Annotated in this window: 21 protein-coding genes and 1 tRNA gene; 12 read left to right on the forward strand and 10 right to left on the reverse strand. The window is 65.6% G+C overall.

What is annotated here, in order from left to right:
- The first annotated feature begins 256 nt into the window (after positions 1 to 256).
- Complete coding sequence (locus tag BMY71_RS02585) at positions 257 to 1,681, forward strand: flavin monoamine oxidase family protein (protein ID WP_092681506.1); 1,425 nt, start codon at positions 257 to 259, stop codon at positions 1,679 to 1,681.
- Between the two features lie 228 nt (positions 1,682 to 1,909).
- On the opposite strand, the gene pheT is transcribed toward BMY71_RS02585, so the two are convergent.
- The 5 genes from pheT to rpmI all read right to left on the reverse strand — a co-directional run bounded on the left by pheT (position 1,910) and on the right by rpmI (position 7,067).
- The gene (gene pheT / locus BMY71_RS02590; RefSeq protein ID WP_092681508.1) at positions 1,910 to 4,324 is read right to left on the reverse strand and encodes a phenylalanine--tRNA ligase subunit beta; all 2,415 of its coding nucleotides are present in this window, start codon (positions 4,322 to 4,324) and stop codon (positions 1,910 to 1,912) included.
- Between the two features lie 141 nt (positions 4,325 to 4,465).
- On the reverse strand, positions 4,466 to 4,957 hold the full coding sequence (locus BMY71_RS02595; protein ID WP_092681510.1) for an endonuclease domain-containing protein: 492 nt from the start codon (positions 4,955 to 4,957) through the stop codon (positions 4,466 to 4,468).
- A gap of 236 nt (positions 4,958 to 5,193) precedes the next feature.
- A complete protein-coding gene (pheS, locus tag BMY71_RS02600) occupies positions 5,194 to 6,276 on the reverse strand; it encodes a phenylalanine--tRNA ligase subunit alpha (protein WP_092681512.1) in 1,083 nt (360 codons plus the stop codon).
- Positions 6,277 to 6,419: 143 nt separating this feature from the next.
- Positions 6,420 to 6,779, reverse strand: a complete 360-nt coding sequence (rplT, locus tag BMY71_RS02605; RefSeq protein ID WP_092681514.1) for a 50S ribosomal protein L20 — start codon at positions 6,777 to 6,779, stop codon at positions 6,420 to 6,422.
- An 87-nt stretch (positions 6,780 to 6,866) separates the two neighbouring features.
- Positions 6,867 to 7,067 carry a 50S ribosomal protein L35 gene (rpmI, locus tag BMY71_RS02610; protein ID WP_011438945.1) on the reverse strand — a complete coding sequence of 67 codons (201 nt, stop codon included), beginning with the start codon at positions 7,065 to 7,067 and terminating at the stop codon, positions 6,867 to 6,869.
- A 363-nt stretch (positions 7,068 to 7,430) separates the two neighbouring features.
- Here rpmI and BMY71_RS02615 point away from each other — a divergent pair, with 363 nt between their 5' ends.
- Positions 7,431 to 7,856 carry a hypothetical protein gene (locus BMY71_RS02615; RefSeq protein WP_011500599.1) on the forward strand — a complete coding sequence of 142 codons (426 nt, stop codon included), beginning with the start codon at positions 7,431 to 7,433 and terminating at the stop codon, positions 7,854 to 7,856.
- Between the two features lie 363 nt (positions 7,857 to 8,219).
- On the opposite strand, the gene infC is transcribed toward BMY71_RS02615, so the two are convergent.
- Positions 8,220 to 8,759, reverse strand: a complete 540-nt coding sequence (gene infC, locus BMY71_RS02620) for a translation initiation factor IF-3 (protein WP_041805071.1) — start codon at positions 8,757 to 8,759, stop codon at positions 8,220 to 8,222.
- Positions 8,760 to 9,095: 336 nt separating this feature from the next.
- Between infC and BMY71_RS02625 the strand changes: the two genes are divergently transcribed.
- The gene (locus BMY71_RS02625; RefSeq protein ID WP_092681516.1) at positions 9,096 to 9,893 is read left to right on the forward strand and encodes an alpha/beta hydrolase; all 798 of its coding nucleotides are present in this window, start codon (positions 9,096 to 9,098) and stop codon (positions 9,891 to 9,893) included.
- A gap of 107 nt (positions 9,894 to 10,000) precedes the next feature.
- Here the strand turns inward: BMY71_RS02625 and queG are convergent, their stop codons facing one another.
- Entirely contained in the window at positions 10,001 to 11,254 is a 1,254-nt protein-coding gene (gene queG / locus BMY71_RS02630) for a tRNA epoxyqueuosine(34) reductase QueG (protein ID WP_092681518.1), read from the reverse strand.
- Entirely contained in the window at positions 11,203 to 11,895 is a 693-nt protein-coding gene (locus tag BMY71_RS02635) for a glutathione S-transferase family protein (RefSeq protein ID WP_011500603.1), read from the reverse strand. The genes queG and BMY71_RS02635 overlap by 52 nt, the downstream gene beginning before the upstream one ends.
- A 211-nt stretch (positions 11,896 to 12,106) precedes the next feature.
- On the opposite strand from BMY71_RS02635, the gene BMY71_RS02640 reads away from it, so the two are divergent.
- Positions 12,107 to 12,913 (forward strand): undecaprenyl-diphosphate phosphatase, encoded by an 807-nt coding sequence (locus tag BMY71_RS02640; protein WP_011500604.1) that lies wholly within the window; start codon positions 12,107 to 12,109, stop codon positions 12,911 to 12,913.
- Between the two features lie 60 nt (positions 12,914 to 12,973).
- Here BMY71_RS02640 and BMY71_RS02645 read toward each other — a convergent pair whose 3' ends face one another.
- Positions 12,974 to 13,939 carry a complex I NDUFA9 subunit family protein gene (locus BMY71_RS02645; RefSeq protein ID WP_092681520.1) on the reverse strand — a complete coding sequence of 322 codons (966 nt, stop codon included), beginning with the start codon at positions 13,937 to 13,939 and terminating at the stop codon, positions 12,974 to 12,976.
- 159 nt (positions 13,940 to 14,098) lie between these two features.
- On the opposite strand from BMY71_RS02645, the gene BMY71_RS02650 reads away from it, so the two are divergent.
- The 8 genes from BMY71_RS02650 to ptsN all read left to right on the forward strand — a co-directional run bounded on the left by BMY71_RS02650 (position 14,099) and on the right by ptsN (position 20,874).
- Positions 14,099 to 14,185, forward strand: a tRNA-Leu gene (locus BMY71_RS02650).
- Positions 14,186 to 14,356: 171 nt separating this feature from the next.
- Complete coding sequence (locus tag BMY71_RS02655) at positions 14,357 to 14,971, forward strand: ribonuclease D (RefSeq protein ID WP_092681522.1); 615 nt, start codon at positions 14,357 to 14,359, stop codon at positions 14,969 to 14,971.
- A gap of 278 nt (positions 14,972 to 15,249) precedes the next feature.
- Positions 15,250 to 15,984, forward strand: a complete 735-nt coding sequence (gene lptC, locus BMY71_RS02660) for an LPS export ABC transporter periplasmic protein LptC (protein ID WP_175557601.1) — start codon at positions 15,250 to 15,252, stop codon at positions 15,982 to 15,984.
- The gene (locus tag BMY71_RS02665) at positions 15,981 to 16,646 is read left to right on the forward strand and encodes an LptA/OstA family protein (RefSeq protein WP_092681526.1); all 666 of its coding nucleotides are present in this window, start codon (positions 15,981 to 15,983) and stop codon (positions 16,644 to 16,646) included. Before lptC ends, BMY71_RS02665 begins: the two co-directional genes overlap by 4 nt.
- Before the next feature lie 57 nt (positions 16,647 to 16,703).
- A complete protein-coding gene (gene lptB / locus BMY71_RS02670) occupies positions 16,704 to 17,657 on the forward strand; it encodes an LPS export ABC transporter ATP-binding protein (RefSeq protein ID WP_092681528.1) in 954 nt (317 codons plus the stop codon).
- 167 nt (positions 17,658 to 17,824) lie between these two features.
- A complete protein-coding gene (gene rpoN, locus BMY71_RS02675; protein ID WP_011500610.1) occupies positions 17,825 to 19,465 on the forward strand; it encodes an RNA polymerase factor sigma-54 in 1,641 nt (546 codons plus the stop codon).
- Between the two features lie 55 nt (positions 19,466 to 19,520).
- Positions 19,521 to 20,129, forward strand: a complete 609-nt coding sequence (hpf, locus tag BMY71_RS02680; RefSeq protein ID WP_011500611.1) for a ribosome hibernation-promoting factor, HPF/YfiA family — start codon at positions 19,521 to 19,523, stop codon at positions 20,127 to 20,129.
- 283 nt (positions 20,130 to 20,412) lie between these two features.
- Complete coding sequence (gene ptsN / locus BMY71_RS02685; protein ID WP_011500612.1) at positions 20,413 to 20,874, forward strand: PTS IIA-like nitrogen regulatory protein PtsN; 462 nt, start codon at positions 20,413 to 20,415, stop codon at positions 20,872 to 20,874.
- A gap of 505 nt (positions 20,875 to 21,379) precedes the next feature.
- Here ptsN and BMY71_RS02690 read toward each other — a convergent pair.
- The gene (locus tag BMY71_RS02690) at positions 21,380 to 21,646 is read right to left on the reverse strand and encodes a BQ00720 family protein (RefSeq protein WP_011500613.1); all 267 of its coding nucleotides are present in this window, start codon (positions 21,644 to 21,646) and stop codon (positions 21,380 to 21,382) included.
- Between the last annotated feature and the right edge of the window lie 42 nt (positions 21,647 to 21,688).

A 21,688-nucleotide genomic window follows, 5' to 3' on the forward strand; every position in this document is an offset into this window, starting at 1 on the left:
TTGCGGGCGAGCACACCATTGCTTCACCATGACCGTTGCCGCGCCGCGGCGATTGCGGCAAGTTGCCGGGCAGAGCTCAGCGTCCCATGGCGGCGCTCAGCGGCCACGGCGCAATGCGAAACATCCAGGAGTCCAAGGTTTTGCCGAGCTTTGCGGCTACACGGAACATCGCGTGGCGACGGCAGACGCGGTGGTGCGACGCCCGGTCGTTCCAGGATCGCCGGGCCTGCGCGCAAAAGTCTTCGGAAACCATGCCATGACAATCTCCCGACGCAGCCTGCTCGGCGCCGCCGCCGGCCTCGTAGTCCTACCAGCGTTCGCTTCGCGCGCCTTCGCGGCGCTGCCGCGCGAGGTCGATGTCGTCGTGGTCGGCGCCGGCGCCGCCGGCATCGCGGCGGCGCGGCGGATCGTGGCGGCGGGCCGCAAGGTGATCGTGGTCGAGGCCGGCGCGCAGGCCGGCGGCCGCTGTCTCACCGACCCCGACGGCTTCGATGCGCCGTTCGATCGCGGCGCGCGCTGGCTGCACAATCCGGACAGCAATCCGATCATCCGGCTGGCGCGCAGCGTCGGCGTCGACATCGTGCCGGCGCCGCCGGGCCAGAAGATCCGGATCGGCCGCCGCAACGCGCGGGCGCGCGAGACCGAGGACTATCTGGCGACGCTGGTACGCGCCAGCCGCGCGATCGACGACGCCGCGCGCGGCAAGGTCGACGTCGCCAGCGCCGCGGCGCTGCCGAACGATCTCGGCGATTGGGGCGCGACCATCGCATTCGTGCTCGGCCCGCATGTCAGCGGCAAGGATCTCAAGGAGCTGTCGGCGCTGGACGAATCGCGGGCGCCGGACCGCAACGCGCTGAGCGGCGCGCGGCAGGGACTCGGCACGCTGCTGTCGCGGCTGGCCGCGCCGCTGCCGCTGGCGCTGTCGACCCCGGTCACCCGGATCGTCTGGAACGGCCGCGACACCGGCGTCGAGACCGCATCGGGCCGGATCACCGCGCGCGCGGTGATCCTCACCGCCTCGACCAATGTGCTGGCCTCCGGCGCGATCAAGTTCACGCCGGAGCTGCCGAAGCGTCAGCTCGACGCTGCCGCCAAACTCGGGCTCGGCAGCTACGACCGCATCGCGCTGCAGTTCAAGGGCAACCCGCTCGGCCTGTCCCGCGACGAGGTGATCGTCGAGCAGAGCAACAGCGCGCGCACCGCGGCGCTCTACGCCAATATCAACGGCTCGTCGCTGTGCACCGTCGATATCGGCGGTGCGTTCGGGCGGGATCTGTCGGCGCAGGGCGAAGCGGCGATGCAGGCGTTCGCGCTGGAATGGCTCGGCAAGCTGTTCGGCAGCGACATCACCGCTGCGGTCGAACGCAAGGCCGCGACGCGCTGGAACGCGTCGCCCTTCGTGCTGGGTGCGATGTCGGCGGCGGCGCCCGGCGGCCAGCCGTCGCGCAAGGTGCTGGCCGAGCCGCTCGGCAATCTGTTCATCGCCGGCGAAGCGACCAGCGAAACGCTGTGGGGCACCGTGCAGGGCGCCTGGGAGTCCGGCGACCGCGCCGCCGAGGCCGCCTTGAAGCGGATCGGCGCGCTGAAGTCCGACGAGCCCGCCAAGCCGGAGCGCAAGCCGAAGAAACGCCGCACCTACGAAGCCACCGGCGCAGCCGAGCAATGGCCGGGACTACGGTAGACGCGCAGCGCCGCGCTCACGCGCAACAATTACTCACTGCCCGCGAGCCCCCACCCCACCCTCCCCCGCAAGCGGGAGAGGGAGCGCGCTGTGCGTGTTGCTAATCGGGAGGATGAACGGGATCGCCTCGACGATCGCGGCAGAACTCCCTCTCCCGCTTGCGGGGGAGGGTGGGGTGGGGGCGCGACGCGAGCACTGCGACCGTAAGCGCGACCCACTCGCGACGAACTATCCGCGCAGCACGCCGCCGGTTTTCTTCGTCACCTCGGCGACGATCTTCGCACCGACCGCGTCGATCTCCTGATCGGTCATGGTCTTGTCGCGCGGCTGCAGCGTCACTGCGATCGCCACCGACTTCTTGTCGGGATCGACGCCCTTGCCTTCGTAGACGTCGAACACGACGACCGAGCTGATCAGCTTCTTGTCGATGCTCTGCGCGGCGCGGACGATGTCGGCGGCCTGAACCTTGCGGTCGACGATGAAGGCGAAGTCGCGCGACACCGGCTGGAATGCGGACAGCTCCAGCGACGGCTTGGCGCGGGTCGGCCGCTGCTTGGCGGCGGGGATGTTGTCGAGGATCACTTCGAACCCGACCAGCGGGCCGTCGGCGTGCAACTGCTCGAGCACGCGCGGATGCAGTTCGCCGAAGTAACCAAGCACGTTCTGCGGCCCGATCTGGATCGCGCCGGAGCGGCCGGGATGCAGCCAGGCCGGCAGCGCCTTGCCGGTCGCGATCTGCAGGCCCGCCATCGGCGCGCCGGCGGCGGCGAGCACCGCGAAGGCATCGGCCTTGGCGTCGAGCGCGGAGGCCGGCGCCGAGCCGGACCAGTGCCGGCCGAGCCCGTTCGATGAGGCGACGCCGCGACGCACGCCGCTCGCCGCGACGAACTGATCCTGCGGCCGGTCGCCCTTGAAGATCTGCCCGACCTCGAACAGCGCCAGATCAGGCGTGCCGCGATCGGCGTTGGCCTGCGCTGCGGCGACGAGGCCCGGCAGCAGGCTCGGCCGCATGTCGGACAGATCCGACGCGATCGGATTGGCCAGCGCCAGTTCAGGCTGGCCGCCGCCGAAGGCTTCGGCGCTGGGCTTGGCGATGAACGACCAGGTCACCGCCTCGGTCAGGCCGCGCGCGGCCAGCGCACGCTTGGCGCGGCGGGTGCGGGTCTGGATCGGCGTCAGCACCGGCTTACGCGGCGCGTCGCCGCGCTCGAACGGCGTCATCGGCACCTTGTCGACGCCGACGATGCGGACGATTTCCTCGACGATGTCGGCCTTGCCGTGCACGTCGCTGCGCCACGACGGCGCCGCCACCTTCACCACCGCGCCCTGGCCTGCGACCATGAAGCCGAGATGGGTGAGGATGCGCCGCGCCTCGGCGAGCGGCACGTCGATGCCGGCGAGCCGCTTCACCTCGGACAGCGGGAAGTCGATGATGCGATCTTCGCCGAACGTCCTGCCGACGACCACCATCTCGGACGGCGTGCCGCCGCAGAATTCGATCACCAGCCGGGTCGCGAGATCCAGCCCCGGCACCATGAAGGCCGGATCGACGCCGCGCTCGAAGCGATAGCGCGCGTCGGTGTTGATGCCGAGCTTGCGGCCCGATTGCGCGATGTTGATCTCGTTCCACAGCGCCGATTCGATCAGCACGTCGGTGGTCTCGGCCGAGCAGCCGGAGGCTTCGCCGCCCATGATGCCGGCGAGCGATTCGACGCCGTGATCATCGGCGATCACGCAGACGCCCGGGTCGAGATTGTAGTTACGCCCGTCGAGCGCCAGCAGCGTCTCGCCGTCCCTGGCGCGGCGCACCACGAGATTGCCCTTCACCTTGGCGGCGTCGAACACGTGCAGCGGCCGCGACCGGTCGAAGGTCAGGAAGTTGGTGATATCGACCAGCGCGTTGATCGGGCGCAGCCCGATCGCGGTCAGTCGCTTTTGCAGCCATTCCGGCGACGGGCCGTTCTTGACGCCGCGCACCAGCCGCAGCGCGAAGCCGGGGCAGAGCTTGTCGTCCTCGACGCTCACTTGCACCGGGCAGGGGAATTCGCCCTTGATCGGCTTGATGCCGGACTCTTTCAGCTTGCCCATATCGGCGGCGGCGAGATCGCGCGCGATGCCGTGGACGCCGGCGCAATCCTGCCGGTTCGGCGTCAGATTGATGTCGAGCACCGGATCGCCGAGCCCGGCCCACTCCGCATAGGCCTTGCCGATCGGCGCATCCGCCGGCAATTCCATGATGCCGTCATGATCCTCGGAGATCTGCAACTCGGCGGCCGAGCACAACATGCCGCGGCTCTCGACGCCGCGGATATTGCCGACGCCGAGCGTGATGTTCTTGCCCGGAATGAAGGTGCCGGGCGGCGAGAACACCGTGATCAGCCCGGCCCGCGCATTCGGTGCGCCGCACACCACCTGCACGGGCGCGCCGCCATCGCCGGTGTCGACGCTGCAGACCTGCAGCTTGTCGGCGTTGGGATGCTTCTCGGCGCTGAGCACCCGCGCAATCGTAAACGGCGCCAGGGCCTTGGCCTTGTCGGTGATGTCCTCGACCTCGAGCCCGATCATGGTGAGCTTGTCGGCGAGCGCGGTGAGCGTCTCGTCGGTGTCGAGATGATCCTTCAGCCAGGAGAGGGTGAGTTTCATGGGTTGTGACTTCCGTCTGGCGCTGTGCTGGCGTCGTGCTGAATGCTGAAGCTGCGACAAGCGTCGCCCTCACCCCAACCCTCTCCCGCAAGCGGGCGAGGGGGCGCGTCGTGCCGGATGGAGGGGCCGCGTGTCATGCTGTTAGTCCGCATCGCCCGCCGCAGGGCGCTGCTTGGAATCGATCTGTTCAGGGCGCTGCTTCGCCGCGCGCTTGGCGCGCTCCCTCTCCCGCTTGCGGGGGAGGGTTGGGGTGGGGGCACTTGCCGCAAGCTCAGCAGCGATGCTCTGCAACACCCCGTCGCGATTACTCATCACCTCGGCATTGCTGAACCGAATAATCCGAAATCCGCGCGCCTCGATCGCCGCCGTGCGCGACGCATCAGCGGGTTCGCCGGCGTCGGAAAAATGCTGGCCGCCGTCGAGCTCGACGACGAGCTTGACCGAATGGCACGCGAAATCCGCGATGAAAGGTCCGATCGGCACCTGGCGGCGAAACGAGAAACCGTTGAGCTGCTTGTCGCGCAGCGCCGACCACATCAGCCGCTCGGCGTCGGTCGATGTCTTGCGCAACTCGCGCGCATGGCGGCGCAGGCTCGGAGATACTTTCCAGCTCGGCTGCTTCGGATCGTCCATCGCAAGCTCCGTGCCCGTGTCGCCCTCACCCCAACCCTCTCCCGCAGGCGGGAGAGGGAGCGCGTCGTGCGGCGATGAGAGGGCTTTCATCATCTCAACGACAAATCTTATTCAACGAACGGCGCCTGCACTTAAGCGAATAGTCGCCACAGCCGCTGCCTGCCCCCTCTCCCGCTTGCGGGAGAGGGCCGGGGTGAGGGCACTTGCCCCACGCACAGCGCCCGAATGCGCCAAACTCACGAACTCAATCCCCCCGCCAGCGACGGGATATCCAGCGGCTTGAAGCCGTAGTGAGTGAGCCAGCGCGAATCGGCTTCGAACAATTGCCGCAGATCGCTCATGCCGTATTTCAGCATGGCGATGCGGTCGATGCCCATGCCCCAGGCGAAGCCCTGATACACTTCCGGATCGATGCCGCAGGCGGTCAGCACGTTGGGGTGGACCATGCCGCAGCCGAGAATCTCCAGCCAGTCCTCGCCCTCGCCGAAGCGGATCTCACCATTGCCGCGGCGGCACTGGATGTCGACTTCCAGCGACGGCTCGGTGAACGGGAAGAACGACGGCCGGAACCGCATGTTGACGTTGTCGACCTCGAAGAACGCCTTGCAGAACTCCGCGAGGATCCATTTCAGATGGCCGAGATGGCTGCCCTTGTCGATGACGAGGCCTTCGACCTGATGGAATTGCGGCGTATGCGTCGCGTCCGAGTCGATCCGATAGGTGCGGCCCGGACAGATCACCCGGATCGGCGGCTTCTGCGACAACATCGTGCGCACCTGCACCGGCGAGGTGTGGGTCCGCAGCAGCATCCGCGAGCCGTCTTGCTTCGGATTGAAGAAGAAGGTGTCGTGCATCTCGCGGGCCGGATGGCCCTCGGGGAAGTTCAGCCGGGTGAAGTTGTTGTCGTCGGTCTCGATGTCCGGACCTTCGGCGATCGCAAAGCCCATATCGGCGAAGATCGCGGTGAGTTCGTCCCAGACCTGGCTGAGCGGATGAATCCGGCCCTGCTCCGCCAGCGGCTCACGCAGCGGCAGCGTGACGTCGATGGTTTCGGCGGCGAGCTTGGCGTCGAGCGCTGCGGCCTTGAGCAGATCGCGCCGCGCGGTCAGCGCCTGCGTGACCGCCTCCTTGGCGAGGTTGATCGCCGCGCCTTCGGTCTTGCGCTGCTCGGGGTCCATCTTGCCGAGCGTCGCGAGCAACGCCGAGATCGAGCCCTTCTTGCCGAGCGCGCCGACACGCACCGCTTCGAGCGCGGCTTCGTCGGACGAAGCGGCGATATCGGCGAGGATCTGGGTTTGCAGGTTTTCGAGATTGGACATGAGCCGCCGTTCCCCTCAAGAAGTCATGCCCGGGCTTGACCCGGGCATCCATCGCTTCTCGAAAATGATGGATCGCCGGATCAAGTCCGGCGATGACGGTCAACCTTGTATCAACCTCAGGCTGCTCATGCAGCCTTGCAGCCTCAGGCCGCGAGCGAGGCCTTGGCCTTCTCGGCGATCGCCTGGAACGCCGCCGGTTCGGTGATCGCCAGATCCGACAGCACCTTGCGATCGACGATCACGCCGGATTTGGCGAGGCCGTTGATGAACACGCTGTAGGTCATGCCGAGCGGACGCACCGCGGCGTTGATGCGCTGGATCCACAGCGCGCGGAACGTCCGCTTCTTGCGCTTGCGATCCCGGAACGCGTATTGGCCGGCCTTGTCGACCGCAGCCTTGGCGGCGCGGATCGTATTCTTGCGGCGGCCACGGAAACCCTTGGCGAGCTTGTAGACCTTCTTATGCTTGGCGTGAGCCGTCACACCGCGTTTGACGCGAGCCATGACTGATCTCCTTCATCTGAATTGGGTTTGGTTGGCCGCGCGGACGCGGCCCGATGAGGTTGCCGCGCAAATGCGCGGCGTGAACGGTCAGGCGTTCGGCAAGAAATACTTCTTGATGTTGTCGCCGTCGGTCTTGAAGATCACGCGCGTCCCGCGAAGCTGACGGATCTGCTTCTTCGTGCGCTTGATCATGCCGTGGCGCTTGCCGCGCTGGGCGGACATCACCTTGCCGGTGGCGGTTACCTTGAAGCGCTTTTTAGCGCCCGATTTGGTCTTCAGCTTGGGCATTTAGCTCTCCTGTGCCACGCGCAATCTGCGCCCGAGGGGCGCTGCGCCGGCTGAAATTGCTCGTTAGAGCGTTGAAGTTGCTCGACTTATTCCTCGCGGAACAAATCGGCAGGGAACACCGCCACGGCAGCCCTTGATCAGCCGGGCGATGAAGGCTGCGCTTATGGCAGAGCGGAGCCGGATTGGCAACGCATAACGCCGGCCGGCGCTGATGTCCGGCCGCCAGCCGGCGCGACCGACCCAAAATAAGCTCGATGCAGGTTCATTCGGCGCGTATCGTCGTCGCAGATCCAGGCGACGCGTCACCGGATTCGCACCGGGCCGACATCAGCCGGTCGCGGGCTTCTGCTTTGGGAGACCCCTATGAACGCCCCTGCCCGTTCCCATGCGAGACGGTTCTTCCCCGGCATCACCCGGACCGGCCTGCTCGCCGCGGCCGCCCTGCTGGCGGCGCTCGTCGCCGCGTCGGGCGACGCCGAGGCGGCGAAGCGCCGGGCCGGCGGCAATTTCGACGGCGTCTGGAACGTGGTGTTCGCCACCCGCGCGGGCAATTGCGGCCCGACCTACAACGCGCCGTTCGCCGTGCAGGGCCGCCGCGTCTCCTCGGCCGGTGGCGGCAAGGTCACCGGCGGCATCACCGGCGGCGGCAACGTCGCGGTCAGGCTTTCGGTCGGCGCCTCGGTCGCCAATGGTCGCGGTCGCCTCGCCGGCAATTCCGGCACCGGCACCTGGAGCGGCCTGATCGAGGGCGACCGCTGCAGCGGCACCTGGCAGGCGACGCGCGGGTAGTTGCGGTTAGCGTGAAGCGAGAGCGTTTTCGAGCGAAGTGGAAACCGGTTCGCGTTAAGAAAACGCGTCAGAACAAAAAGTTAGAGCTCCGGTTCTGATTCTGTCAGAACCGAAAAAGCTCGAGCGCTGCGACCTGCGGCTTCCCCCACCCCAACCCTCCCCCGCAAGCGGGAGAGGGAGCGCGCCGCGCTTGGTGAGAAGCACTGCCTTTCCCCGCTTGCTGCAGACCCCCTCTCCCGCGTGCGGGAGAGGGCTGGGGTGAGGGCGACGCAGACACTGAGCCGCAATCCCCAAAAGAAAAGGCCCGCCAGATCATCTGACGGGCCACACGCGTACTCAAATGTAAAACGGGCTTGCTGCGCCTCAGCGCGGCGCCAGCACCATGACCACCTGACGGCCTTCGAAACGGGCGTCCTGCTCGACCTTGGCGATTTCGGCGACGTCGGCCTTCACCTTTTCCAGCAGCTTGGTGCCGATTTCCTGGTGGGCCATTTCGCGTCCGCGATAGCGCAAAGTGATCTTCACCTTGTCGCCTTCCTCGAAGAAGCGCTGCATCGCCTTCATCTTCACGTCGTAGTCGTGGTCGTCGATCATCGGGCGGAGCTTGATCTCCTTGATCTCGACGATCTTCTGCTTCTTGCGCGCCTCGGCGGCTTTCTTCTGCGCCGAGTACTTGAACTTGCCGTAGTCCATGATCTTGCAGACCGGCGGACTGACGTTCGGCGAAATCTCGACCAGATCCATGCCTGCTTCCATTGCCATCTTGATCGCGACAATGGTCTCGACCTTGCCCTGGTTAATACCGGCCTGGTCGATCAGCTGGATCTCGTGATTGCGAATTTCATCGTTGGTGCGCGGCCCATCCTTAGCAACGGGGGGCGGGGCTCTGTTGGGACGGCGAATGGTCGATTCTCCAATATTGTGAACGTTGGTGGCGAACGATCAATCAGGGCATGTCACAGAAGCATTTGCGGCTATGCCGATCAGATCGAGAGCTCCATATAGGTCAGAGCGCAACCCGACGCAAAACCAACTTCGCCCCGGTTCAACGCCGAGGCCATGCCCGTTCTGATCGCCGCGCAGTGTGACGGAAGAACCGACAACCGGCAAGCCAACTTCCGCATAAGCGGCGGAAAGACAGGCCGATTCGCGGCATTTCCGCCACGCCGGACCTGGGTTCGGCGTTGACGGCGCGACGGCGGTGACTGCAAACCAACTTCGCAACGAGGCCCTTGATCCATGACAAACTCCGCAGCAGCCCCGAATGGGTCCGATCCAGCCTTCATCAGCGTCGGCGAAGGCGCCGCCGAGCGCCGGATCGCCGTCCGGGCGCGCGCGGGTCACGCTCCCGGCCTGTTCTGGCTCGGCGGCTTCAACTCGGACATGACCGGGACCAAGGCCGTCGCGCTCGACGAATGGGCCGCCGAACGCGGCCAGGCCTGCGTCCGGTTCGATTATTCCGGCCATGGTTCCTCCTCGGGCGCCTTCGCGGACGGCACGATCAGCCGCTGGCTGGAAGACAGCCTCGCGGTGTTCGACCGCTTCGCGACAGGCCCGCAGGTGGTGATCGGCTCGTCGATGGGCGGCTGGATGGCACTGCTGCTGGCGCGCGAATTGATCCGCCGCGGCGGCGAAGCCCGAGCGAAGCTCGCCGGCCTGGTGCTGATCGCACCGGCGTCGGATTTCACCGAAGCGCTGATGTGGAAGGGCTTTTCGCCCGAGATCCGCCGCCAGATCGAGACTGAAGGCGCCTGGATGCGGCCGTCGGACTATGGCGACGCCTATCCGATCACGCGCGCGCTGATCGAGGACGGCCGCAACCATCTGCTGCTCGGCGGCGCGATCAGCGTCGGCTGCCCGGTCCGCATCCTTCAGGGCAAGCAGGACCCCGACGTGCCGTGGACCCACGCCTTCGCCCTGACCGAGCGGCTGCCCTGCGAGGACGTCGTGCTGACCCTGATCCAGGACGGCGACCACCGCCTGAGCCGGCCGCAGGACATCGCGCGGATGCTGGCGGCGGTCGAGGAGATCGGGTGAGCTGAGAAGTTTGGTGAGCCAAATAACCCTCTCCCCTTGTGGGAGAGGGTGGCGAGCGCAGCGAGCCGGGTGAGGGGTCTCGCGAGCACTGCGCCCGCCGTGCCCCCTCATCCGGCACGGACTGCGTCCGTGCCACCTTCTCCCACAAGGGGAGAAGGAAGTGCCCCGACCCACTCCGCGCGCACGCTCTCGTCCGGCTCGTCGCCGAGCCGTGCCGCCTTCAGCGCCGCGAACTGATCGCCGGGCAGCAACTGCGCCAGCGCCCACACCGCCGCGCCACGCACCACCGCGCTGCCGTCGCCGAGCAGCCGCTCGGCCTCGCGGGCAAGCTCCGCATCACCCGAATTACCGATCGCGATCAGGACGTTGCGGATGAAGCGGTCGCGCCCGATGCGCTTCACCGGCGACTTGGTGAACAGCGCCCGAAACGACGGATCGTCGAGCCGCACCAATTCCCCGAGCGAAGGCGCGCGCAACGCGTCGCGCGCCGCCAGCTTCGCCTCGCGCCCGACCTGCGCGAACTTGTTCCACGGGCAAGCCGCCAGGCAATCGTCGCAACCGTAGATATGGTTACCAATCGGTTGACGAAATTCGTGCGGGATCGGCCCCTTATGCTCGATCGTCAGATACGAGATGCAGCGCCGCGCATCGAGCCGGTAGGGCTCGGGGAAGGCCGCGGTCGGGCAGGAATCCAGGCAGGCCCGGCACGAACCGCAATGATCGCGCTCGGCGGCGTCGCGCGGCAGCTCGAGCGTGGTGAAGATCGCGCCGAGAAACAGCCACGAGCCCAGTTCGCGCGACACCAGATTGCTGTGCTTGCCCTGCCAGCCCAGCCCTGCGGCCTGCGCCAACGGCTTCTCCATCACCGCGGCGGTATCGACGAACACTTTGACCTCGCCGCCCGCGGTCGCGACCAGCCAGCGCGCGAGCTGCTTCAGTCGCGCCTTGATCACATCGTGATAATCGTCGCCCTGCGCATAGACCGAGATCGCGCCGCGATCCTTGGCGCCAAGAATGTGACGCGGATCACTCTGCGGACCGTAATTGACCCCGAGCATGATCACCGAGCGCACCTCGCTCCACATCACCCGCGGATCGGCGCGACGCTCGGGACGATCGGCGAGCCAGGCCATCTCGCCGTGAAAACCGGAGGCGAGGTAATCGCGTAGTCGATCGAGAGCGTGTGGGATCGAATCCGGTGCGCAGATGCCGATCGCGTCGAAGCCGAGCGTCTGCCCCTGTTTCGCCACAAGCGCCTTGAGTTCGCCCTGAGGGGCGGCAGCGGCAAAAGCGGTGGTGGAATCAGCGGTCAGAAATCCAGATCCACATAGGTCCGCGACGCCGGCACCCCCGCCAGCCATTCGCTCAGCAGCGGACGGAACGACGGCCGCGACTTGATCCGCGCGTACCAGGCCTTTGCCGCCTCGTCCTCGATCCATGGCACATCGCCCAGATAGTCGATTGCCGACAGATGCGCCGCGGCCGCCAGATCCGCATAAGTCATTCTGTCGCCGGCCAGAAAGTTCCGCGTCCGCGCCAGCCAGCCGATATAAGCGAGATGATAGCGGACATTGGCGGTCGCAGCGCGGATCACGTCCATCGCGGGCGGCCCGCCGCCGTCCTCTTCGCTCATAAAGCGCTTGTAGATCCGCTCTGTCACCAGCGGTCCACTCGCCTCCTCGAAGAATTTCTCGTTGAACCACGCCAGCAGCCGACGAACTTCGATCCGCTCGGCCGTCCCATGCGGCAACAACCGGCGATCGCCGAGCGCTGCGCCGTGTGACTCATCGAGAAACTCGGCAATCACGCCCGCGCCGGGAATCGGCGGCTGCCCTTCGGCGACCAGGACCGGCGTCGTTCCCGCAGGATTAAGTGCAAGAAACGCCGTGCGCCGTTCCCACGAGCGCTCTTCCACCAGCCGCAGGTCGAGGCCGTGTTCCCCGAGCGCGAGCCGGACAAACCGGGACTGCGGGCAAAACGGGTGGTGGAACAGGGTATACATGACAACCTTGATAGTTTCGCAGGCTTAACAAACGGTGGCCAGGACGGCGACCATGACATGCGATTCGGCGCGGCTGCGAAGGCGGCAAACTACCGAAGCACAGCCGTGTGGCAAGCCGACTTTGTCGTCATTTTTGACGTTGCGGCATGCAAACGAATAAGCGACAACGGCGCGCCTCTTGCGAGCCCCATCCCTCCCAGCGGACGATCCCATGCTTTTCGATATCTTCAGGGCCGTCATCCTCGGCGTGGTCGAAGGCGTCACCGAATTCCTCCCGGTCTCCTCGACCGGGCATCTGCTGCTGGTGGGGCGGTTCTTCAATCTCGGCGAAGACAGCTTCTGGAAGAGCTTCGCGGTGCTCATCCAGCTCGGCGCGATCCTCGCGATCCTGTCGATCTATTTCGCGAAATTGTGGCGAATTGCGCTCGGGATGTTTTCCGATCCGGCCGCGCGCCGATTCGTCATCGGCGTTCTGGTCGCGTTCCTGCCGGCGGCCATGATCGGCGCCGTGGCGGGGTCCTATATCAAGCTGTATCTGTTCAATCCCTGGGTGGTCTGCTTCTCGCTGATCGTCGGCGGCGCGATCCTGCTGTGGGTCGATCAGCTCGATCTCAATCCGCAACAGCACGACGCCACGGCGTTTCCGCTGCCGATGTACTTCTACATTGGATGCGCGCAGTGCCTGGCGATGATCCCCGGCGTGTCACGGTCCGGCGCCAGCATCGTCGCGGCGATGCTGTTCGGCGCCGACAAGCGCTCCGCCGCCGAGTTCTCGTTCTTTCTGGCGATCCCCACCATGGTGGGCGCCTTCGTCTATGATTTCTACAAGAATCGCGGCGAGATGACGACCGATCACCTGACCATCGTGGCGATCGGTTTCGTGGTGTCGTTCATCACCGCGGTCATCGTGGTGAAAACGTTCCTCGGCTACGTCACGCGCCACGGCTTCGAACTGTTCGCATGGTGGCGCGTCATCGTCGGCACGCTCGGCCTGATCGCGCTGGCGATGGGCCGATAATCGCACGTCCGAATGCCGGCGTCGGAACGCCGGACTCGGACGCTTGCTGACCGCTATCGGCTACGCGCTTTTGCGCGCGAACTGACCGGTCTTGCGGAATCGCCACAGATAAGACGGCACGATCGCCTGCATCGAATCCGGCGTGACGCCCAGGCCCTGCAGCGTCAGGCCGGCGCTCTTGGCTGCGTCCGACACGACGTTGTCGACCTTCAACAGCTCGACCTGATCCGGCGTCAGCTTGAGATCGCCCGGCGCGAATTGCAGCAGCATCGCCTGCATGCGGGCGAGCCCGAACGGCAACGGCAGCAGCACGCGCTTGCGGTCGATGGTCTCGAGGATGATCTCGATGATCTCGCGCATCGTCAGTTGCTCGGGACCACCGAGTTCGTAGGTCGCGCCCGGCCTGGCGTTGCCATCGACGGCCTCGGCCACCGCGGTCGCGACGTCGCCGACATAGACCGGCTGAAGTTTGGTGTCGGCGCCGACCAGCGGCACCACCGGCGAGATTCGCGCCAATGCGGCAAAGCGATTCGTGAACTGGTCTTCGGGGCCGAACACCACCGAGGGCCGCAGGATCGTCGCCTGCGGCACCGCGCTGAGCACGGCCTGTTCGCCGGCGGCCTTGGAGCGGGCGTAGCGCGCGGGCGAATTTGCATCGGCTCCGATCGCGGAAACGTGCACCATCCGCGCCCCCACGGCCGCGGCGGCCTTGGCGATCGCCGCTGCGCCCTCAGCCTGCACAGCGTCGAATTTTTGCGCGCCACCCTCGGCAAGAATTCCGACCAGGTTGATCGCCACATGGGCGCCGCGCATCGCCGCCGCAACCGACGCCGGATAGCGCAGATTGGCCTGCACCGCGTGGATCTGACCGACCCGCCCGAGCGGTTGCAGATGCCCCGCCAGTTCCGGACGCCGCACCGCCACCCTGATTCGGTAGTCCCGACGGGCCAGCGCGCTGACCACATGGCGGCCGATGAAGCCCGAACCGCCGAAAACCGTGACCAGGGTGTCGATATTCGTATTCATGCGGCGTGATCCTGTGAACAAATGCAGTGCCGGAAACGTCCGGCAATTGCCGTCAATCTGGCGGTTTGGCGTTATGCCATCAACCTTTCGCTGTATAGCGGATTTGGCGGCCGCCAAGCATTTGACATTTCCGTGTCGGGTCCCTATCAACCCGCCCGGGCCCAGGTGGCGGAATTGGTAGACGCGCTGGCTTCAGGTGCCAGTGGCTTCACGGCCGTGAAGGTTCGAGTCCTTTCCTGGGCACCACTCGCCCAATGCCCTGAAGCCGTCCTGTTCGAAACAACGTTTCGACGGCCCAAGCCGAAATCGCGCGGCGCTCGCCTTGGATTGATCGGGGCGATAGGTTGAGCGGGCGATTCGAGGCTGGCTCCGGCCTCTTCTTCGAAGTCAATTCCACCCCCTAAGGATATCCTGCCCATGACGATCCGTCTGCATCGCGGCGATCTGCCGGATCTTTCGCGCTATACGAATTCGGTGGCGATCGACACCGAGACGATGGGGCTGCATCCGCATCGCGACCGGCTTTGCGTGGTGCAACTGTCGAACGGCGACGGCAGCGCCGATGTGGTGCAGATTCCGCAGGGACACACCGACGCGCCGCATCTGAAGAAGCTGCTCGGCGATCCGGCCATCGTGAAGATCTTCCATTTCGCGCGGTTCGATCTCGCAGCGCTGTACAACGCATTCGGGGTGATGCCGCAGCCGGTCTACTGCACCAAGATCGCCTCGCGGCTGACCCGCACCTACACCGACCGCCACGGCCTGAAGGATCTGGTGCGCGAGCTGCTGAACGTCGACCTGTCGAAACAGCAGCAATCCAGCGACTGGGGCGCGGAGACGCTGAGCGACGCCCAGCTCGCTTATGCGGCCTCCGACGTGCTGCATCTCCACGGGCTGCGCGAAAAGCTGGACGCGATGCTGGCGCGGGAGAACCGGACCGATCTGGCCCAGGCCTGCTTCGGTTTCCTGCCGCACCGCTCCCGGCTCGACCTCGACGGCTGGAGCGAAGAGGATATCTTCGCGCATTCTTGACCTATTCGGTCCGGATTCGGCAGGCGAGCCGGCCCCGTTTCGGTCATACTCCTCGTCCTGATAGACTTTTGATGGAACCGCCGCCCGGAGACCCTCGCCTGTCGCGGCGATTGCGACTATCTGGGGTTGCTCCCCGCGCCGGATTTCGCCCGGCCGGTCCCCCGACGCGGAGCGCGAGACGACGATAGCAGGGCTCGAGGCTGGCTGGTCAGGCCAGGCCTCGGCACCACGCGGGAGCAACGGTGGCTTCGGTTCAGACGGCGGCCTATCACACCAGCATGGAGGCGCGCTTCGCGGCGGCGGCGCGCCATAGCCGGCTGGTGCGAACGCTGCGGGTCGCGGTGCCTCTGGTGGTGGCGCTGTCGCTCGCTGCGATCCTCGCCATCTCGATCTTCAACCCGTTCCGCCTGCTTTCGAAACTGCCGATCGACATCGGCGATCTGGTGGTGTCCGGGACCAAGATCACAATGGAGTCGCCGCATCTTGCGGGCTTCACCAATGACGGGCGGCCCTATGAGATGTGGGCGCGCTCGGCGACCCAGGATCTCACCAGCCAGGACCATGTCGATCTGCATACGCTGCGGGCGAAGTTGGTCAGCGACGACCAGTCCACCGTGCTGATCCAGGCCCGCGACGGCAAGTTCAACACCAAGGCGCAGCTTTTGAACCTGCAGAAGGACGTGTATCTGCGCACATCGACCGGCAGCGAGGCGTGGATGACTCAGGCCGACATCGATATGGGCAAGGGCAATGTCTCGTCTGACGAGCCGGTCGACGTCAAATGGCTCGGCGGCACGTTGCGCGGGCAGCGGCTGCGCATTACCGAGAAGGGCGACGTGATCCGATTCGAGGGCGGGGTGGTGATGAACCTGGACAACGCCAATCTGCCGGAGCCCGCCGAGGAGACCGACACGCGTGGGCAGCCCGCTCCGGCCGCGGTTCCGAACGCCGACGCGGCGGCCAAATCGAAGTCGTCGCAACCGGGCCAGCGCCGCGAAGTGAATCGCCCATGACAAACGCCCGTTGCCTTCTCGCTCGTCGCAAACTGCTTGCGATCGCCGGCGCAGCGTTTCTGGCCGGCTCGGCGAACTTGTCGGGCGCGTTGGCGCAAAGCGCCGTGCAAGGCGTGCCGAACGCGATGCAGGGCTTCTCGCAGAATCGCGATCAGCCGATCCAGATCGAATCCGACACGCTGGAGGTTCGCGACAAAAAGAAAGAGGCGACCTTCACGGGCAGCGTCAAGGTGGTCCAGGGCGACACCACCATGACCTCGAAGACCCTCGTGGTGTTCTACGATCAGGATCAGTCCGAGACCTCCGCCAAACAAGCCAAGCGCAAGGCGTTGCCCGCAGCGACGCCCGGTCCCGGCGGCACATCGTCGATTCGCCGGCTCGAGGCCAAGGGCAATGTGGTGGTCACCCAGAAGGATCAGGTGGTGACCGGCGACAGCGCGGTGTTCGATACCAAGACCAATCTGGTGACGATGCTGGGGAGCGTGGTGCTCACTCAGGGCAAGAACGTTGTGCGCGGCGATCGGCTGCTGGTCGACATGACCACCGGCGTGTCGCGCGTCGAATCCAACAGCGGCCGGGTTCAGGGCCTGTTTCAGTCGTCAGGCAGCGGATCAGGCGCCCCGCTCGGCATCGGGCCGCCCCCAGCGGGCCAGAAGAAATGACGGCGCGATCGCTTCGGATAGCGGCACGGCGCACGGCAGGACCTGATCGGTAACGGCATGGTAGACCTCCTCGGCATGTTCCGTCGTCGCGCCGCGAAACCCTCGGGCTTCGGACGCACGCGCATGGACATCACCGCGCTGCAAGGCGAGGTCGGCGACATGCTCGCCGCGCCGGTGCGCGACGCGCCGCCCGTCGCGCACGCAGGTGCGAACGAGCCAACGCAAACGCCGACACCCGCGCCAGCGCGTCCGCGTCGGCCTGCCGCGACGCAACCGCGCGAAAGCCATACCGGCTATCTCGCCGTGCATCGCGTCGAGAAGAGTTTCGGGACCCGCAAAATCGTGCGCGGCGTCAGCATCTATGTCCGCCGCGGCGAGGCCGTGGGCCTGCTCGGGCCGAACGGCGCCGGCAAGACCACGGTGTTCTACATGATCACCGGGCTGATCAAGGCGGATCGCGGCGCCATCGAACTCGATGGACACGACGTCACCAAGCTGCCGATGTATCAGCGCGCCCGGCTCGGCATCGGCTATCTGCCCCAGGAAGCCTCGATCTTCCGGGGCCTCAATGTCGAACAGAATATTCGCGCCGTGCTCGAAGCGGTCGAGCCGGACAAGCGCAAGCGCGAGGCCGAACTCGACAATCTGCTGCACGAGTTCAACATCGAGCGGCTGCGAAAGTCGCCGTCGATCGCCCTGTCCGGCGGCGAGCGGCGGCGCGTCGAGATCGCCCGCGCGCTGGCGAGCCGGCCGAACTACATGCTGCTCGACGAGCCGTTCGCCGGCATCGACCCGATTGCCGTCGGCGACATTCAGGATTTGGTGCGGCATCTGACCAATCGCGGCATCGGCGTGCTGATCACCGACCATAACGTCCGCGAAACGCTCGGCCTGACGGATCGCGCCTACATCGTCTATGCCGGCGAGATTCTGACCGAAGGCAGCCCGGAGGAGATCGTCAACAATCCAGACGTCCGCCGGCTTTACCTTGGCGAGGAGTTCCGCCTTTAAGACGGTTGCAGTTCCTGGCCCGCCGCGTAATGCTCGACCCGCCCCTTTCGCCCGATCCGAACCGGAGGGCGGGCCCCTACTCCAAATTTACAATCCGTCAAGCCGTGTACATCGCTCACGGAAAGGGGTAAGCAAGAAACGGACCAATTTGGATCGTTTTTGCCGCCATGGCGCTCACGCAACGCCTCGAATTTCGCCAATCGCAGTCGCTGGTGATGACGCCGCAGCTGATGCAGGCGATCAAGCTGCTGCAACTGTCCAATTTGGATCTCGCGGTGTTCGTCGAGGACGAGCTCGAGAAGAACCCGCTGCTGGACCGCGCCAGCGACAACGCCGAACCGCTGGTTGCCGGCGAAGCGTCGATGGACCGCGCCGAGAATGCGGGTGACGAGTTCGGCGGCAGCGAGGCCGGCGGCGAGGCATCGGACTTCGCCGACAACGCAGGCGGCGATTCCTTCGAGCCGGGCAGCGAAGAATGGATGCACCGCGATCTCGGCAGCCGCAGCGAGATCGAGCAGACACTCGATACCGGCATGGAGAACGTTTTCCCGGAGGAGCCGGCCGAGGCTGCGGCCCGCGCCGCTCAGGACGCGGCGCCCGCGTCATATACCGAGTGGGGCGGCGGCGCCTCCAGCGACGAGGGCTACAATCTCGAAGCCTTCGTCGCGGCCGAGACCTCGCTGGCCGACCATCTCAGCGAGCAGCTCGCAGTCGCGCTGTCCTCACCATCGGAACGCATGATCGGGCAATATCTGATCGACCTCGTCGACGATGCGGGCTACCTGCCAGCCGATCTCGGTGAGGCCGCCGAGCGTCTCGGAACGACCCAGACCGAAGTCGAAGCCGTGGTCGGCGTGCTGCAAACCTTCGACCCGCCGGGCATCTGCGCGCGTTCTTTGGCCGAATGCCTCGCCATTCAATTGCGTGAACTCGACCGGTTCGACCCGGCGATGCAGGCGCTGATCGAGCACCTCGATCTCTTGGCCAAGCGCGACGTCGTCAGCCTGCGCAAGATCTGCGGCGTCGATGACGAGGACCTCGCCGACATGATCGGCGAAATCCGTCACCTCGATCCGAAACCTGGCCTGAAGTTCAACTCCTCTCGCGTGCAGACCGTCGTGCCCGATGTGTTCGTGCGCCCCGGCCCCGACGGAGGCTGGCTGGTCGAACTCAACAGCGACACGCTGCCGAAGGTGCTGGTCAACCAGTCCTATTACTCGGAGTTGTCGAAGACGATCCGCAAGGATGGCGACAAATCCTACTTCTCCGACTGCCTGCAGACCGCAACCTGGCTGGTGCGCGCGCTCGACCAGCGCGCTCGCACCATTTTGAAGGTCGCGACCGAGATCGTGCGCCAGCAGGACGGCTTCTTCACCCACGGCGTCGCGCATCTGCGACCACTGAATCTGAAAGCGGTGGCCGACGCGATCCAGATGCACGAGTCGACGGTGTCGCGCGTGACCGCCAACAAATATATGGCGACCAACCGTGGCACGTTCGAACTGAAGTATTTCTTTACCGCGTCAATCGCCTCCGCCGATGGCGGCGAGGCGCATTCCGCCGAAGCCGTTCGTCATCACATCCGGCAATTGATCGATGGCGAGGATCCGTCAGCAATTCTGTCGGACGACACGATCGTGGAGAGGCTGCGCGGAGCCGGCATCGATATCGCACGTCGTACCGTCGCGAAATATCGCGAGGCGATGCGCATCCCCTCGTCGGTGCAACGGCGACGCGACAAGCACAGCATGCTCGGCACGGCCCTGACGGCGCCAGCCGATCGGTCCCGCGACACCGCTCCGGCTTGATTACGCCGCAGCGACGATTACTGTCATTCTCCCCTAGGACGAAAAGAGGCATCCCATGACCATCCGGGTCTCCGGCAAGAGCATCAGCGTCGGCGAAGCGCTGCGCGGCCGTGTCAGCGAGCGCACCGAAGAGGTGTTGCGCAAATATTTCGATGGCAATTATTCGGGCCATATCACGCTGAGCAAGGACGGCTTTGGATTCCGCACCGACTGCTCGCTGCATCTCGATTCCGGCATCACGCTGGAAGCCGAGTCGAACGCTGCCGATGCTTATGTCAGCGCCGATCAGGCGCTGCTGCAAATCGAGAAGCGGCTGCGCCGCTACAAGAGCCGGCTGAAGGATCGCTCGTCCCGCAAGGCCCATGCCGAGGCGACCGCCCTGGCCGAACTGACTGCGCCGGTCGACATGCCGAGCTACGTCATCGAGGCGCCCGGCGACGAGGAGCATCACGAGGACGCGTATAATCCGGTGATCATCGCCGAGGCCACCACCGCCATGAAGCGTCTGTCGGTGAGCGAAGCCGTGGTGGAGCTCGACCTCACCGGCGCGCCGGTGCTGATCTTCCTTCACGGCGGCTCCGGCCGTGTGAACATCATCTACCGTCGCGCCGACGGCAATATCGGCTGGATCGATCCGCCGTCGCTGAACGGCGCCGCGGCCTGACGAAACCCTATCCGCGGAAGGCGGTGTTCCCTGCAGTAGCGATGAGATCGGCCATTGACGCCCGTCGACGCCTCTGCATATGGTCCGCCGCCTTCTGCCGCTGCTGCCGCAACGGCCGGAGTTTGCCACCGCCGGCAGGGATGATATACTAGCTAGGTTGATGATTTCAGGGCGGTTTTCCCCAGGCTTCGAATGGCTCGGTGGACCTCTGGAGTTCGAGCTTGACGCAGCCTCCCCCTGTCCTATTTCACACTGACCGCACACCGCATCCTCGGAACGCCTCATGACGATTACCGATCTGGTCGCGCCCGAGGCCGTCATCCCGGCGTTGAAAGTTATCAGCAAGAAGCAGGCGCTGCAGGAACTCTCGGCGCGCGCAGCGGAACTCAGCGGCCAGAACGAGCGCGCGGTGTTCGAGGTCTTGCTGCAGCGCGAGAAGCTCGGCACCACCGCGGTCGGATATGGCGTGGCGATCCCGCACGGCAAGCTGCCGAAGCTCGAGCGGCTGTTCGGCCTGTTCGCGCGGCTGGAGCGCCCGATCGATTTCGAGGCAATGGACGGCCAGCCTGTCGACCTGATCTTCCTGCTGCTGGCGCCTGAAGGCGCCGGCGCCGATCACCTGAAGGCGTTGGCGCGCATTGCCCGCCTCCTCCGCGATCAGGACGTCGCCAAAAAACTGCGCGCCTCGCGCGACGCCCAGGCGATTTATTCGGTGCTGGCGCTGCCGCCTGCGACCGTCGCTTAGAGCTTTTTTTCGGTTCTGATCGAATCAGAACCGGCGCTCTGGCTTGATGTTCTGACGCGTATCCTGGACGCGAACCGGCCCCTCGAAAGCCCTATAGCTCGCGATTAGCCGCGGACCAAGTTACCCTCAACGACTCCGATGGAGCACGCCCTGACTTCAGGGAGAGGCTTCGCGAACGCACATTCCGCGACGGTGATCGGCAACTCGGGCGCCATCACTCAAGTCTCCGGCGCGATCGTGGGCGCGGTTGAAAAGCGAAGAGCTACCGCAGGAGTTTCCAAAATCTCAGGACGATTGCACGACTCAGTGATGTAACGGCCGAAATCGGACCGGCGTCCGGGCCGGGATAGTCTGGCACGTTGCTTATCGCTGAGGAAAACTACTGGGCTCAGGCACGGAGACTACTGGGGGCGGTGGGCGCAGCGTCAGCGCGAGCTCAATGATCACCGCATACGCGGGGTCCGTCACCGGACGCTCCGCGATGCGTAACTCTGAGTGTCAGCGCTCAGTGAACGCTGACGGCCTGCAGCTCCTGGCTCCAGGCATTCGCGACCGCCGCCTCCCGGCTATCGGTCAGCATGATCGGCGTTCCATCGGCTGAATGGAGTGCAAACAGCTTGAGGCCCGGCGCAATCTGCGGCGCTTGCGGAAACAGCCCGGGGACATCCTCGGAGCGGATCTGCTTCACATAGGCGATGTGACCTTCGCCCAGATGCGCCAGCGCTTCCGGCGTGACGCGTACATTCTCGTGGTTGGTACCCAGTTCAGCCATGGTCTCGACTCCTCTGTCAGACTAAGCGGTCGAGTCCGCTAC

This window comes from Rhodopseudomonas pseudopalustris, from assembly GCF_900110435.1.
GTDB classification, from domain to species: domain Bacteria; phylum Pseudomonadota; class Alphaproteobacteria; order Rhizobiales; family Xanthobacteraceae; genus Rhodopseudomonas; species Rhodopseudomonas pseudopalustris.